Source organism: Geobacter psychrophilus (assembly GCF_056821595.1).
In genome coordinates, this window is sequence record NZ_JBXDTU010000004.1 from 3,952,890 (window position 1) to 3,967,625 (window position 14,736).

The following is a 14,736-nucleotide window of genomic DNA, read 5'->3' on the forward strand; positions in this document are numbered from 1 at the left end:
AGGTGAAAAGTTTAGCGGATATTCAATCTGCCCTTCAATCACAGGATGAAGAGGTGCGCCGCAGGGCGATTCAAGACCTGAGAGGAATGCCGCTGCAGCATACCAGCACATTGCTCTTCAGCTCTATGGGAGACGAAAGCTGGCGCGTCCGCAAGGAGGCGGTAGAGGTCTTTGTCTCATCCGGCCCTGATGAAAGCGCGATTAAAGAACTGCTGGAGCTGCTGCGCAGCGAGGATAACGCCGGATTGCGAAATTCAGCCGCTGAGGCGGTGTCACGTCTGGGAGAACGCTCAACCGCACCGTTGATCAGGCTGGTACACGATGTAGACCCGGATGTGCGAAAATTTGTGATTGATGTGATGGGCAGCATCTGCGCTTCAGCTTTTATCCCCTCTCTGTTGTCCGCCCTTCAGGATGCCGATGTGAACGTGGCTGCTGCAGCAGCAGAGCACCTGGGCAATCTTGGTGATGCCCGGGTCGTACAGGATCTCATCCGCGCCATAGTCATCAATGATTCGGATCTGTTCCGCTTCAGTGCACTGGCAGCCATCGGCAAATTGGCAGTTCCGGCTCCGGTACCGGAAGAAGTCAGGCAACTTGCACATCGGGAGTTACTTCGTAAAGCGGTCTACGAATGTCTGGGCAGTATTGCCGATGAATCGGCTGTGTCCCTGCTGCTGGAAGGGATGTCGGTCCGACAGAAAAGCAGCCGGAATGCTGCGGTGCTGGCCCTCTTTCGGGTCTACCTGCGCTCAGGACCGGAGGCGCGACAGGGCATTGAAACTGCATTGCAGATGTATAAAGGGGGAGATCTTGTCCCGACCCTGCTAAGTTCATTTGACCCCCGTGACACCCCGTTAGCAGAGGCTCTTGTCGTTATTCTCGATATAATCGGGGACAAGCGGAGTGTTGATCTGTTTCTTCAGGCCTTTGCCAACGAGCGACTCTCACGGGTAGCGATCAGGGCACTAAAACATCTCGGGCCGGATGGTATTGATACTCTGATCTCACGCTATAGCAGCGTTGATGAAGATTCACGTTCAGCTATCTGTGCCCTGATCGGTGAATGTGCCTACCGCAATGGCAGTGACATCATTCATGAAGCATTGAGCGACCCGGCAGCACCCGTTCGTAAAGCGGCTGTATCTGCTGCAGGCAAGCTTGGATTGACGGATTGTATTCCACGGATAGTTCGATTGCTCGATGATACGGACCTGGATGTTAGAAACACGGTGGTATCCTGTCTCCAGGCCCTGGCACTCATCGATCGCAGTGGTATTTATGCTGTTGCCTGCCAGATTGGTGATTCCGATCAACCCGAACAACGACGCAATGCGGCTATACTGTTTGCCGCCCTAGGCGATGGCGACCGTCTTTCACTGCTTGTAAAAGACGAAGATGCTCTAGTACGTGAGGCTGCGGTTTCCTCGATCGGTAAGCTCCGCATCAGGGCTGCTTCGGGAACGCTGCTGATTGCCCTGGTTGATGAAAACCCCGATGTTCGCATTGCAGCTGCTGAGGCGTTGGGGGAGATTGGGGACGAGACGGTTGTAACCGCACTGAATCATGCCTTGAATGATGAAGATGCCTGGGTGCAGTGCGCTGTATTAAAAAGTATTGCCCGCATTTCCCCGGATGCAATCTATACAGCGATTCAAAAGGTTTTCCCTGCTGCCGACGGTTTACTGATGATCACCTGTCTGGAGTTGCTTGAACAGCTGGGGGGGGATCAGGCACTGAATCTGGTTGAGCAAACCCTCGATAATGCGGATGGAGAAGTGGTTACCTTGGCCATTTCCATTATAGCCCGCCTGTCGCTTGATCGTATTACCTCACACGCGGAGCGCCTTTTGGCCCACCACAACTGGAATGTACGTGTATCCTGCGCCAAGGCGGTAGCCCTGCTTCCCGCACCGCAGGCCGGCGGATTATTGGCTCATGCCCTTGAACATGAGGAAAACGATCTCGTCCGGACACAGATGCAGAACCTTCTTAAGGGCCTGGCATGACCTTTTCTTTAGATGCGGAACAGATTATGTCCGACGAGGAATTCCACCTCTTGAGGGACTGCGTGTACAGTCACTGCGGCATATTTTTCGACAGTGACTCCAAGTATCTTCTGGAAAAACGCCTTGCAAAACGTTTGACCACCCTTAATCTGCCCTCATTTCGCGATTATTATCATTACCTGAAATACAATCGAAAGAAAGATCAGGAACTGATGGATATCATGGATATCCTCACGACCAATGAAACCTATTTTTTCAGGGAATCCTTCCAGCTCAAGGCCTTTACCGATGAAATCATCCCCGAACTGATCAAGGCCCGGTTGTCCTCAGGAAATCACGCTCTGCGCATCTGGAGTGCCGGGTGTTCTACCGGTGAAGAGGCCTATACCATTGCGATGCTGCTGCATGGGATTAAGGAGCTGCGTGGCTGGAAGATTGAAATCGTCGGTACTGACATCAGCCAGCGGGTTCTCCAGCATGCCCGGCGGGCGGTGTATGGCAAGTCGTCGTTTCGTGCCACCGATGAAGAGTACGTCAGACGATTCTTTGTTGAGCAGGAAGACGGGCTCAAGGTGTGCGATGAAATCAGGAACCTTGTCACCATTAGCCACCTGAATCTTTTTGATACAAATCGCATGGTAATGCTTGGCAAAATGGACCTGATATTCTGCCGGAATGTCATCATCTATTTTGACCTTGCCGCAAAAAAACGGGTGGTTGAATCCTATTTCAATTCCCTGTGCGAAGGTGGATTTCTATTGCTGGGACACTCGGAATCACTGATGAATATTACGACGTTGTTCACCCTGCGGCACTTTAAGAATGACATGATTTACCAGAAGCCTGAACGCACTAACGGAGTACACCCATGAATAAGATCAGGGTGGTGGTGGTGGATGATTCGGCCTTCAGTCGCCGCACAATTACAAAAATGCTGGAAGGTATCAAAGGCATCGAAGTGGTGGGATTTGCCACGAACGGTGAAGAGGGTATCCAGAAAGTAATCGCACTGAAACCCGATCTTATAACTCTTGATCTGGAAATGCCGAAAATGGATGGCTTTACCCTGCTGCGCATCCTGATGTCCCGTTTTTCGGTACCGGTAATCGTGATCAGTGCCTTGAGTGGCGCCGACAAGGTGTTCAAGGCACTGGAATTGGGGGCGCTGGATTTTGTTGCCAAGCCATCCAGTAGCGCCACTACTGATCTGCTGTTGATACGGGACGATCTTCAGCAAAAAGTTCTGCAGATAATGAACCACAAGCCGCGGGAAATCCGCCGCTTAGGCCAGCAGCCGTCTCAGGAAATCAGCATAGCGGCGGCACCCCTGCGCATAGATAATCATCATGCAGCTGCAATCGATATCGTTGCCATCGGTTCTTCGACGGGCGGTCCACCGGCACTGCAAAGTATCTTTTCATCGTTTGAGCATACGTTTCCGTTTGCAATTGTTGTATCCCAACATATGCCGGCCGGCTTTACCCGGGCGTTTTCCGATCGCCTGAACCGCTCTTCCTCGTTTGACGTGAAGGAGGCCGAGGATGGCGACCTGGTAAGTCCCGGCCGGATCCTGATCGCCCCGGGAGGCATGAACATGACCTTCGAGGTGTGCGGCGGCCAGGTACTGGCCCGTCTTGCTGCTCCAACCGCGGCTGATCGCTACGTACCGTCAGTGGATGTCATGCTTGAATCCTGTGCCGCAATTTACCGCAAACGCATGATTGCAGTGATTCTTACCGGCATGGGCAATGATGGCTCCAAGGGCTTGCGTGCCGTGCATGAACAGGGCGGCTACATAATTGCCGAATCCGACGAAACCTCGGTAGTATACGGCATGCCCCGCGAGGCGGTTGCGACCGGTTTTGTGGACAGGATTGTTCCGCTGCACCGGGTGTCCCGTGAAATTCTGATCCGGGGCGAATTCCTCTGATACGGCGGTACGTACAGTTGTTACTTGAAAAATGCTGGATATAAACCTACGTGAAGAAGAAAGGAACAGGCTGTGGAACAAAAGTATACCCCCGGTGAAATAGAGACGAAATGGCAGAAAACCTGGGAGGATTCAAAGACCTTCCAGGCTGTCGAAGACGCCGCTCAACAGAAATATTACCTGCTGGAAATGTTTCCCTATCCATCCGGCAAAATACATATGGGACACGTACGAAACTATTCCATCGGCGATGTGGTCGGCAGATTCAAGCGCATGCGCGGATTGAATGTTCTGCACCCCATGGGGTGGGATGCCTTTGGCATGCCGGCCGAAAATGCGGCCATCCAGAACAAGACCCACCCCGCCAAGTGGACCTACGAAAACATGGCCTACATGCGCGGCCAGCTCAAGCAGTTGGGGCTTTCCTACGATTGGGACCGTGAAATTGCCACCTGTGATGTCAGCTATTACCGTTGGGAACAGAAAATATTCCTGGAGATGTTCAAGCGCGGACTGGCCTATAAAAAGACATCGTTTGTCAACTGGTGCCCCAAGTGCGAAACCGTGCTGGCCAACGAGCAGGTGGAGGATGGCGGCTGCTGGCGCTGTGATTCAGAGGTGCTGCAGAAAGAGCTGGACCAGTGGTTTTTCCGCATTACCGATTATGCCGAGGAGCTGCTGGAGTGGACTCACAAGATGCCCGGCTGGCCGGAGCGGGTGCTGGTCATGCAGCGCAACTGGATCGGCAAGAGTTTCGGCTGCGAGATCAACTTCCCGCTGGAGTCAGGCGCAGGGGTGGTCAAGGTCTTTACGACCCGCCAGGATACGCTCTTCGGGGCCACATTCATGTCGCTGGCGCCCGAGCATCCCCTGGTAGCGGAACTGACGACCGCTGATTGCAAGGCCGCGGTTGAGGCCTTTGTGGATAAATACCGCAAGTCCGACAGCAGCAAGAGCACTGCAGAGGATCTGGAGAAGGAAGGTGTCTTTACCGGCTCCTACTGCATCAATCCCCTGACCGGCATCCGCATGCCGGTCTATCTGGCCAATTTTGTTCTCATGGATTACGGAACCGGTGCGGTCATGGCTGTCCCGACCCATGACCAGAGGGACTTTGAATTTGCCAGGAAATACTCCCTGCCGCTTCAGGTCGTCATCACGCCTGAAAACGCGGTGCTGGATGCTGCCACCATGACCGAGGCCTATACCGAGGCGGGTATCCTGGTTAACTCGGGCCAGTTTGACGGCATGAAGAGCGACGATGCAAAGGAGGCTATTGCCGATTATCTGCAAGGAGAGGGCATCGGCACCAAGACAGTCAATTATCGGCTGCGCGATTGGGGCATTTCCCGTCAACGCTATTGGGGCAACCCGATTCCGATCATCTATTGCGACGTCTGCGGCGTGGTGCCGGTTCCCGAACAGGATCTGCCGGTAACACTGCCGGTGGACGTGGAATTTACCGGTGAAGGCGGCAGCCCCTTGGCCAGGCTGGAATCATTTGTCAATGTAACCTGTCCCATCTGCGGGATTTCCGCACGGCGCGAGTCGGACACCATGGATACCTTTGTACAGTCATCCTGGTATTTCCTGCGCTACTGTTGTCCTGAATTAGCGGACGCCCCCCTTGACCGCTCCAAGGTCGATTACTGGATGTCCGTGGACCAGTATATCGGCGGCATCGAGCATGCGGTCATGCACCTGCTGTATGCGCGCTTTTTTACCAAGGTACTGCGTGACATGGGCTATATCAGCTGTGACGAGCCGTTCCTCAACCTGTTGACCCAGGGCATGGTCATCAAGGATGGCGCCAAGATGAGCAAATCCAAGGGCAATGTGGTTGATCCGGACGCCCTGATCAGGAAATACGGGGCCGACACCGCTCGCCTCTTCTCGCTGTTTGCTGCACCTCCTGAAAAGGATCTGGACTGGAGCGACCAGGGGGTGGATGGTTCCTTCCGTTTTCTCAACCGTGTCTGGAAACTCGTTCATGACCGGCTTGAGCTGGTAAAAGGTGCCGGAAGTGTTGTAACGGCCTCACTCAGCGCCGAAGAACGGGTTCTGCGCCGCTCTGTGCACAAGGCCATTCGAAAGGTAACCGAGGATATTGAGGAGCGCTTTCACTTCAATACCGCTATCGCTGCGATCATGGAGCTGCTCAATACACTCCAGTCAACGGAATTAAACACTCCCCAGTTCGGTCCGGTCATGAAGGAGGCCCTGGAAAGCATGGTGCTCCTGCTGGCCCCGTTTGTGCCCCATATCGCGGAAGAGCTGTGGCAGTCACTTGGTCATACCGAACACATTTCATCGGCAGCCTGGCCTGAATATGACCGGAATGCGGTGGTCGATGAAGAGGTACTGGTGGTTGTCCAGGTCAATGGCAAGTTGCGTTCAAAACTCTTGGTAGCGGCCGGAACGGCAGAGGATGACCTGAAAACTCTTGCCCTGGGAGATGACAAGGTACAGCCGTTTCTGGAAAATGTGCAGGTACGCAAGGTGATCTGTGTGCCGGGCAAGCTGGTTAATATCGTGGTCGGGTAACTGTTTATGTCCACCGGATTCTTTCGTTGTTGCGGGATCATACGCAGGCAGGTACTGCCGATAGTGGGGCTTGGAATCTTGCTGATGCTGACAGCCTGCGGCTATCACTTTTCCGGTGCCGGCGCAAACAGGCTGGCATCCGGCCAATCCCTGTGGGTGTCGTTTATCGCGATCGAAAGTGACAGTCCGTCGGCCCAGACCGTTCTGCGCCGCTCGCTGCTGGAAGAGGGTCATGCGCTTCGCGGACTTTTTCCTGCTGGCGATGAAGCAACAGCGGACCTTCGGATTACCGGCGCTCTTCGTTCCTACACCGCTCAGGCTGTTTCCTATACTGCCCTTGATCAGGTCAAGGAGTACCGGCTGACGATAGAGGTGGTGCTTGAGCTGTTCCGCAAAGGAGAAACCGCTCCATTTTGGAAAGGCGTACTCCAGAGTTATCAGGATTACCCGGCAAATAGCGATCTGGCACAGCAGCGGTCAGCCGAAGGAGCTGCCCTGGCTGCCGCTTCCCGAATTCTTGCCCAGAAATTTTTGACAGCTGTGGAGCAATCGTACTGAATGACACCCCAGGAATTCGAGATACTTGTAAAAAAAGGTACGATCCCTCCGGTATGTTATCTGTATGGCGAGGAGTCTTTCCTGCTTGAGCGGGCCACCCGTGCGCTGCTGGAGCGTGCGATCGACCCTGCGCTGAAGGATTTTAATTTCAACGTCTTTTACGGCAATGAATCAAAAGGGGTCGATATCGCCGATGCGGCCCAAACCCTGCCCATGTTTGCCGAGCGGCGTGCCGTTCTGGTCAAACGGGCTGAAAACCTCACTGCTGCAGCCTGTGAGGCCTTGCTGCCCTATATTCAGAATCCCGCCACAAGCACCTGTCTGATTTTCACCGGAACCAAGATCGACCAGCGCAAAAAATTTTTTCTGGAACTGAAAAAATATGGAACAATGGTTGAGTTCAAGCGTATCTATGACAACAAGTTGTCCTCTTTTATTCAGGGGGAGTCCCTGGTTCATGGCAAGCCGATCGAACCGGCAGCAGCTGATCTGCTCTCATTTCTGATCGGAAACAACCTGCAGGAGCTGTCCTCCCAGATCGAAAAACTGGTCATCTTTGCCGGCAGCCGTCCTCGCATCTCGGTGGAGGATGTGCGGGTGATTGCCAGCAGCAGCAAGTCCTTTACCGTGTTCGAACTGGCAAAATACCTGTGTCTCAAGGACCTTCAGAATGCCTTGAAAAGCCTGGATACGCTGTTTAGGAATGGCGAGGAAATGCCCATGATGATCGGAGCCCTTTCGCGTCATTTCCGGCAGTTATGGAGGGTCAGGGAGATGCTGGATCGCAAGGCGGTCAAGGCTGAAATCGCCAAAGAAGTCGGGATCAATCCCTATTTTCTGGATGACATGCTCACTCAGGCCAAAAACTTCGGCAGGGGGACATTGCGGGGCATTTTTGATGAGCTGTATCGCTGTGACCTGGCTTCAAAGACCGGCGGCGGACAGCCCTATACGCTGATGCACGGGTTGGTGGTGGGGATCTGCAGCAGCTGATTTTGACTGGTGAACGATACGAAAAAAGGGGACATACCAACAGGTAGTCCCCTTTTTAGTTCGTATGATGCTGCGTCTAGCCGAGTGTGTTGACCAGCAGGGTCAGGCGGGACACGTTGCGTGATGCATTGGAGCTGTGGATAATGCCTTTGGAAGCAGAGGCATCAATAACAGGAATGGCGGCCTGCAAAGCTGCTGTTGCAGCAACTTTGTCCTTGGCAGCAACTGCTTCACGAACCCTTTTGATGTATGTTTTCAGCGTTGTCGAAGCGTGGCGATTACGCGCATTTCGCTTCGCATTCTGTTTGATCCTTTTGATTGCCGATTTGTGATGTGCCAAACTGCACCTCCATGAAAGCGTAGAATACGTAATTTATTAAGCTAAAGAGAATTTATTACCATTGATGGTGCGCTTGTGTCAAGCAAAATTATCCCTGTATAAGCACATGTCGCCCGTGTACGGCGAGTTTCCCTTCAACGAACAGTCTGATGGCTTCGGGAAAAATTCGATGTTCTTCCTGCTGGATGCGTGCCGAGAGGGTTTCATTCGTGTCATCCTGCGCAACAGGAACAACGGCCTGCATAATAACCGGTCCCGTGTCTGTGCCGCAATCCACAAAATGTACCGTGCACCCCGAAAACCTTACGCCGTAATCAAGGGCCTGCTGCTGGGCATGCAGACCGGGAAATGAGGGCAGCAGGGCGGGGTGGATATTCATGATGGCGTTGGGAAAGGCCGCGACCATGGCTTCGGAAAGAATCCGCATGTACCCGGCCAGCACGACCAGCTGAACCCCATACCCTCGCAGGATTTCCACCAGGGCGGTGTCATACTCTTTGCGGCTCTTGAAGCCGCAATTTTCATGAACAACACAGGGAATCCCGTGGGATTCAGCCCGGGTCAAGGCATAGGCCGCGGGATTGTTACTGATGACGCAGGCGATGCGGGCGTTCAGCTTACCGCTGTCAATGCTGTCTATGATCGACTGGAGATTGGAGCCATTCCCCGAAACTAGGACAGCCAGCAGGCATGGTTGTGATCCGGTACTCATTACTCCACCAACTGTACGCATTCAGAGCCTTCGGGACAGGCCTCAATCCTGCCGATGCTCCAGGCCTGCTCATCCATACCATGCAGGCGGTCGATAATATCCTCTGCTTCGTTTTCCGCCACAACCAGCACCATGCCGATGCCCATGTTAAAGGTTTTGTACATCTCGTCGCGGGCCACATTGCCGGCATCGCGCAGGACATCAAACAGGGCCGGCCGCTCCCAACCATCAAGGTTGATGGTTGCCTGGCAGCCGTGGGGCAGGATGCGGGGTACGTTCTCCAGCAGGCCTCCGCCGGTGATATGGGCGATGCCGTTGATGCGGAAATCCTTCAGCAGGTTCAGCACGGAGCGGACATAGATGCGGGTCGGGGTAAGCAGTTCCTCGGCAACGGTGCGGCCGGTTCCGGGAAATGGTGAGTCTATGGAGAGTCCCAGGCACTCAAAGATCAGCTTGCGTGCCAGCGAGTAGCCGTTGCTGTGGAGACCGCTGGAGGCGATGCCGATCAGCCGGTTGCCGACCGCGATGGTTGAACCGTCGATAATATTTTCCCGGTCAACGACACCGACCGTAAAGCCGGCTACATCATACTCGCCTTCGGCGTAAAAGCCGGGCATTTCAGCGGTCTCGCCGCCGATCAAGGCACAGCCGGCCTGACGGCACCCTTCAGCGATGCCCTTGACAATCAGGGCCGCTTTCTCAGGCAGTAGTTTTCCGGTTGCCAGGTAATCCAGGAAAAAGAGCGGTTCGGCACCCTGGACGATGATGTCATTAACGCACATGGCGACCAGGTCGATGCCGACCGTGTCGTGACGGTCGGCCATAAACGCGATCTTGAGCTTCGTGCCAACGCCGTCGGTGCCGGAAACAAGGACAGGATTCTTGTACTTGCTGGCGTTCAGGGAAAACAGGCCGCCAAATCCCCCGATTTCTGCCATGACCTCCGGCCGGAATGTTGATTTCACCAGCGGTTTGATCATGCTGACAAAACTGTTGCCGGCCGCGATATCGACCCCGGCGTCCTTATAAGTAACTCTTTGATCACTCACGCTCTGCCTCCTCAATCAAAAAGATATTTTTAGAGCATGGGCCGGGAAAAGTCAATTTCAATCTGGGAAATTGAACATTGTCTGAGATGGCTGGTGATGTCAGGATTAGTTCGTAGCAAGCGAAACTGCCTGTAGCGTTTGATAGAGGCAAGATGCCGATATTCGCTTTGTTTTGATTTACGTTTTTTTCACAACACCGAGCATCTTCCCAACGACGAGTCCGAAAACAGCAGCGATCAGGCTGAACATGGCACCCATTTTTGCAGCGCCACGAATGATCGGGTCGGTGAAGGCCTCACCGGCGACAAAAAGGGCCACGGTAAAGCCGGTGCCAGCGATGAGACCGGCTGTCAGCAGGTCACGTAATTTCATGCCACGGGGAAGACCGAACCCGAGCTTGGTTGCCAGAAAACCGAATGAGAAGATCCCTGCGGTTTTGCCGATCAGCAGTGAAGTCAGCACCAGGGCTGTGACGGTTCCCATGCTGGAAAACTGTACACCGGCATTGGACAGGCTGAACATGAATAACCCGAAATCGACAAAAACCTTCCATTCATGTTCGAAGCGCGAAAGAGGTGATCGGTCGCCTGGATCCTCTTCGAAAAGATGTTTGTGCTCTTTTTTTGCATGCGGGAGGAACGGTATGATAAACACCAGCGCCAGGGCTGGATGAAGGTGGGCGTGGTGCAGGCCGACCCAGCTAAGCGAACCGCCAACCAGCAGATAGGGCCAATAGCTTCTGACGTTAAAACGACGCAACAACCAGGCGATTGCCATTCCCAAGACGGTCAGCATGAGCCAGACCGGTTCTGTGGGCATGGTCGGGTTGGGGTAGAATATGGCGATTATCATGAGACCTATGGCATCATCGGCCACCGCCAGCAGCAACAGGTAGGATACGGCCGGATGGGAAGCTCCGAACGTCATTCGAGCTGCCAGCCAGGCCAGGGCAATGTCGGTGGCGGTGGGGATTCCCCAACCGCTGCGCAGCTCGGGAGCGCCGATTAGGGTATTCAGACACAGGTATACCGCGATCGGGCCGAGTACCCCGCCAAGAGTGCCCATGAGCGGGTTGATGGCCTTTGAGATCGGATTCAGATCCCCACCCGGCAGGCAGCTCTGGGTGATTTCAACCGCTGCTATGCCGAAAAAAAGCACCATGAACAGTTCGTTGGATACGAAGTGGAAAGAAAGTCCTCCCAGAAAAGGTGTTGTGTTGAAGGTTTGATATCCGGAGGGATTCAGGTTAGCCCAGACAACTGCAACCACCACTCCTGCCAGGAGTGGTAGGGAAAACTCGCGCAGAAAATTCAGGCGTTGTCTCATTTTGTTTGACTCCTTACCGCTAAACAGTGGTGTTACTTTGTACAATAGAAAAGGCGCTTATCCTAGCGCCTTTTCCAGTGCCTTCAGAATGTTCAGCTTGATCAGTACCCCAGCAGACGGGGCAGCCAGAGGGAAATGATCGGAACATAGGTGATCAGCAGCATGAACCCGATCATGGCAATCAGCCAAGGCATGACCGCCACCGAGAGTTCGGAAATACCCATCTTGGTAATGCCGCTGGCAACGTACAGGTTCAGTCCCACCGGCGGGTGGCACATGCCGACCTCCATGTTGACCGTAATCAGTACGCCGAAATGGATCGGGTCGATGCCGAGCTTCATAGCCACCGGGAAGAGGATCGGCGCCAGGATCAGGATGATGGAAGATGGCTCCATGACGTTGCCGGCCAGCAGCAGCAGAACGTTAGTCACCAGCAGGAAGGCGACCACGCCCAAGTTATGCCCCAGTATCCAGTCCGCCATGAGTTGGGGAATCTGCTCGTGGGTCATCAGGAAAGAGAACAGGACCGCGTTGGTGATGATATACAGCAGCATGGCGGACATGCTGGCTGAATCGAGCAGAACTTTCGGTATTTTTGCAAAGGTAATGTCTCTATAGACGAATACCGCTACGAAAAATGCATACACCGCACTCATGGCCGCCGCTTCGGTCGGGGTGAACATGCCGCTGTAGATACCGCCCAGGACGATTACGATCAGCAATAGGCCCCAGACGCTCTCGCGGAAAGCCTTGCCGCGTTGGGCCCAGGTTGCCTTCGGCATACGGGGATAATCATTCTTGCGGGCAATCCACCAGGAAACGAGACCCAGCAGCGTTGCCAGCATCAGACCCGGTACCACCCCGCCCATGAACAAGCCGCCGACCGAGGAGTTGGTGGCGACACAGTAAATGACCATCGGGATCGAGGGGGGGATCAGAATGCCGAGCGACCCGGAGGTGGTGATAACACCGGCCCCGAAACGTTTGGGGAAGCCGGCCTTCACCATGGCCGGCAGCAGGATCGAGCCGATGGCCACAACGGTTGCCGGGCTTGACCCGGACACTGCAGCGAACAGGGCGCAGGCGATGACACCGGACAACGCCAGTCCGCCATACAGGTGCCCGACCATAGAGGTGGCAAAGTTGATCATCCGTTTGGCGACGCCGCCATGGGTCAGAAAGTTGCCGGCCAGGATGAAGAACGGGATCGCCATGATCTCGAACTTTTCGATGCCGGTAAACAGCTTCATCGCCACCGCTTCTGTGGGGATATTGGTAAAAAAGAAGAGGAACGAGAGCACGGTAAGACCCAGGGCGATCGAGATCGGCATGCCGGTCAGCATCAGCAACAGCAGAATGGCAAACACGACCCCGGTACTGCCGAGCATGGCAATCGCTCCAAGGGCACCAGCAATACAGAGCAGCCATTTTGTTGCCTTTTGTTTGGAAAACTGTTCCCATCCAGCGACCGCAGTACTCATTTGGCACCTCCATCTTTTCCTGCTTTATCAAATCTGTGCTCTTCATATTCCTCAAGCACTTCAGTCGCATCGACGACAACTTCGTCGAGTCCGTCAACAGCGGCATGATCGTGATGCGGCAGCTCACCGGTGCGGAAAAAGCCCCACCCAACCTGCAGGAAGCGGAAACACATCAGATAGGAACCGAGCGGAACAGCAGCGTAAATGACCCAGGTCGGCCACTCCAGATCCGGCGTGATCGGTCCCTCGTACAGATCCCCGAGGGCAATCCCCAATTTGTTGTAGACGGCATAATGCATGCCGTTTTCCCAGACGAAGCGCGCCCCCAGTGTGCCGATCAGGCTGGTGAAGAGCGCGCCGCCGGCGATACCGATCAGGACGCACTTGACCCGCCAGGTATCCGGAAGTCGGTTGACAATGACATCGACACCGACATGGATGCCGGTTCGGACACCATAGGCCGCGCCGAACTTGGCCATCCAGACGAACATATAGATGCAGAGTTCCTGGGACCAGCTCATGTTGATGGTCAGCAGCCAATCCTGGACACCCGGAATCGGCACGCCGGACAGGTAGCGATGGGCAACGGCAACAAAGATTACAATCGTCGCCGCGCCGATGAGAAAGGTGATTATGACTTCCTCAAGATGGTTGAGATATTTCATCATGGTGTCAGCTCCTGGTCCCGTTATTGGGGTAGTACCTTGAATAGGGCGTAAAAAAGGCCGCTGCGTCGGCCGCAGCGGCCAGGATGTTGTTAATTCGGTGTGTAACCGGTTTCTTTGTAGACTTCCTTGACCAGATCGGCGCCGATACGACCCATGTTATCCTTGTGGGCCTTATCCATGGCCTTTTTCCAGGCAGCCTTTTCCTGAGGAGTCAGCGTAATCAGCTGCGAGCGGCCGGATTTCTTGACAGCGGCCAGGGCCTCGTCATTGTCCTTCTTGGCGACATCGTTGGCAAACTTGGTGGCATCCTTCATGGCGCCTTCAAGAATGGTGCGGATGTCGGCTGGCAGGCCGGCCCAGAATTTTTTGTTAACGATAACGGCATAGCCCAGGTAGCCATGATCGGAGAGGGTCACGTATTTCTGAACTTCGTGCATCTTCTGGGTGTACAGGTTGGAAGGTGGGTTTTCTGTTCCATCGACAACGCCGGTCTGGAGCGCCTGATATACTTCCGAGAAGGCCATGACCTGAGGATTGGCGCCTACCGAACGCATCTGGGAATCAAGCACCTTGGAGGACTGGATGCGCATCTTCTGCCCTTTGAAATCTGCCGGTACTTTCAGCGGCTTGTTGGCGCTCATGACCTTGAAGCCGTTGTCCCAGTATGCCAGACCATGAATCCCCTTTGCCTCAAGTTTGGCCAGCAGTTTGGTGCCGACCGGACCCTGGGTGACCTTGTGCAGCTCCTGATAGCTGTCGAAGATAAATGGGAGGTCGAAGACCTCAAATTCCTTGACACCCAGCGGAGCGAATTTGGCCAAAGATGGTGCCAGCATCTGAACGGCTCCCAGCTGTAACGCCTCCATCTCTTCCTTGTCTTTGTACAGCTGGCTGTTGGGGTAGACTTCAACCTTTACCCGTCCTTTGGTGCGTTCCTCGGCAATTTTCTTGAAATAGTCGGCAGCCTGGCCTTTGGGGGTGTGCTGAGCGACAACGTGGCTGAACTTGATCACGATCGGGGCGGGAGCGGCCAGTGCCGTGGCGGGGAGTGCCAGTACCAGGGCGCCTATCAACAGATGTTTCAGTTTCATGTGTGTTCCTCCTGTTTTGGGAATGTGGTGCGGGT

At 54.4% G+C, this 14,736-nt stretch carries 13 protein-coding genes; 6 read left to right on the forward strand and 7 right to left on the reverse strand.

Annotated elements, in window-relative coordinates; all coding sequences use genetic code 11:
* Positions 1–2 precede the first annotated feature (2 nt).
* The 6 genes from ACOCF6_RS20975 (at position 3) to holA (ending at position 8,034) form a co-directional block, all read left to right on the forward strand.
* Positions 3–2,009 carry a HEAT repeat domain-containing protein gene (locus tag ACOCF6_RS20975; RefSeq protein ID WP_482462269.1) on the forward strand — a complete coding sequence of 669 codons (2,007 nt, stop codon included), beginning with the start codon at positions 3–5 and terminating at the stop codon, positions 2,007–2,009.
* Entirely contained in the window at positions 2,006–2,881 is an 876-nt protein-coding gene (locus tag ACOCF6_RS20980) for a CheR family methyltransferase (protein ID WP_482462270.1), read from the forward strand. Before ACOCF6_RS20975 ends, ACOCF6_RS20980 begins: the two co-directional genes overlap by 4 nt.
* Positions 2,878–3,939, forward strand: coding sequence for a protein-glutamate methylesterase/protein-glutamine glutaminase (locus tag ACOCF6_RS20985; protein ID WP_482462271.1), 1,062 nt, complete (start codon positions 2,878–2,880; stop codon positions 3,937–3,939). The genes ACOCF6_RS20980 and ACOCF6_RS20985 overlap by 4 nt, the downstream gene beginning before the upstream one ends.
* 72 nt (positions 3,940–4,011) lie before the next feature.
* Positions 4,012–6,483, forward strand: a complete 2,472-nt coding sequence (gene leuS, locus ACOCF6_RS20990; protein ID WP_482462272.1) for a leucine--tRNA ligase — start codon at positions 4,012–4,014, stop codon at positions 6,481–6,483.
* 6 nt (positions 6,484–6,489) lie between these two features.
* Complete coding sequence (gene lptE / locus ACOCF6_RS20995; protein WP_482462273.1) at positions 6,490–7,041, forward strand: LPS assembly lipoprotein LptE; 552 nt, start codon at positions 6,490–6,492, stop codon at positions 7,039–7,041.
* Entirely contained in the window at positions 7,042–8,034 is a 993-nt protein-coding gene (gene holA / locus ACOCF6_RS21000; RefSeq protein WP_482462274.1) for a DNA polymerase III subunit delta, read from the forward strand. It begins immediately after the preceding gene.
* A 76-nt stretch (positions 8,035–8,110) separates the two neighbouring features.
* Here the strand turns inward: holA and rpsT are convergent, their stop codons facing one another.
* From rpsT to ACOCF6_RS21035, 7 genes are all read right to left on the reverse strand, one after another.
* Positions 8,111–8,374: a 30S ribosomal protein S20 gene (rpsT, locus tag ACOCF6_RS21005; RefSeq protein ID WP_482462275.1), complete on the reverse strand. Its 264-nt coding sequence runs from the start codon at positions 8,372–8,374 to the stop codon at positions 8,111–8,113.
* An 88-nt stretch (positions 8,375–8,462) separates the two neighbouring features.
* Complete coding sequence (gene purN, locus ACOCF6_RS21010) at positions 8,463–9,086, reverse strand: phosphoribosylglycinamide formyltransferase (RefSeq protein WP_482462276.1); 624 nt, start codon at positions 9,084–9,086, stop codon at positions 8,463–8,465.
* The gene (gene purM / locus ACOCF6_RS21015) at positions 9,086–10,135 is read right to left on the reverse strand and encodes a phosphoribosylformylglycinamidine cyclo-ligase (RefSeq protein WP_482462277.1); all 1,050 of its coding nucleotides are present in this window, start codon (positions 10,133–10,135) and stop codon (positions 9,086–9,088) included. The genes purN and purM overlap by 1 nt, the downstream gene beginning before the upstream one ends.
* Positions 10,136–10,312: 177 nt before the next feature.
* A complete protein-coding gene (locus tag ACOCF6_RS21020; RefSeq protein ID WP_482462278.1) occupies positions 10,313–11,461 on the reverse strand; it encodes a Na+/H+ antiporter NhaA in 1,149 nt (382 codons plus the stop codon).
* Between the two features lie 101 nt (positions 11,462–11,562).
* Positions 11,563–12,942: a TRAP transporter large permease gene (locus ACOCF6_RS21025; protein WP_482462279.1), complete on the reverse strand. Its 1,380-nt coding sequence runs from the start codon at positions 12,940–12,942 to the stop codon at positions 11,563–11,565.
* Positions 12,939–13,610 carry a TRAP transporter small permease gene (locus ACOCF6_RS21030; RefSeq protein ID WP_482462280.1) on the reverse strand — a complete coding sequence of 224 codons (672 nt, stop codon included), beginning with the start codon at positions 13,608–13,610 and terminating at the stop codon, positions 12,939–12,941. Before ACOCF6_RS21030 ends, ACOCF6_RS21025 begins: the two co-directional genes overlap by 4 nt.
* An 89-nt stretch (positions 13,611–13,699) precedes the next feature.
* Positions 13,700–14,701: a TRAP transporter substrate-binding protein gene (locus tag ACOCF6_RS21035; RefSeq protein ID WP_482462281.1), complete on the reverse strand. Its 1,002-nt coding sequence runs from the start codon at positions 14,699–14,701 to the stop codon at positions 13,700–13,702.
* Positions 14,702–14,736: the final 35 nt, after the last annotated feature.

What these genes read in the sequence shown, in the direction of transcription:
- lptE (WP_482462273.1), top strand. Translation starts at nt 6,490, where the DNA reads ATGTCCACCGGATTCTTTCGTTGTTGCGGGATCATACGCAGGCAGGTA.
- ACOCF6_RS20980 (WP_482462270.1), top strand. Translation starts at nt 2,006, where the DNA reads ATGACCTTTTCTTTAGATGCGGAACAGATTATGTCCGACGAGGAATTC.
- ACOCF6_RS21030 (WP_482462280.1), bottom strand. Translation starts at nt 13,610, where the DNA reads ATGATGAAATATCTCAACCATCTTGAGGAAGTCATAATCACCTTTCTC.
- ACOCF6_RS21025 (WP_482462279.1), bottom strand. Translation starts at nt 12,942, where the DNA reads ATGAGTACTGCGGTCGCTGGATGGGAACAGTTTTCCAAACAAAAGGCA.
- purN (WP_482462276.1), bottom strand. Translation starts at nt 9,086, where the DNA reads ATGAGTACCGGATCACAACCATGCCTGCTGGCTGTCCTAGTTTCGGGG.
- holA (WP_482462274.1), top strand. Translation starts at nt 7,042, where the DNA reads ATGACACCCCAGGAATTCGAGATACTTGTAAAAAAAGGTACGATCCCT.
- ACOCF6_RS21020 (WP_482462278.1), bottom strand. Translation starts at nt 11,461, where the DNA reads ATGAGACAACGCCTGAATTTTCTGCGCGAGTTTTCCCTACCACTCCTG.
- ACOCF6_RS21035 (WP_482462281.1), bottom strand. Translation starts at nt 14,701, where the DNA reads ATGAAACTGAAACATCTGTTGATAGGCGCCCTGGTACTGGCACTCCCC.
- ACOCF6_RS20985 (WP_482462271.1), top strand. Translation starts at nt 2,878, where the DNA reads ATGAATAAGATCAGGGTGGTGGTGGTGGATGATTCGGCCTTCAGTCGC.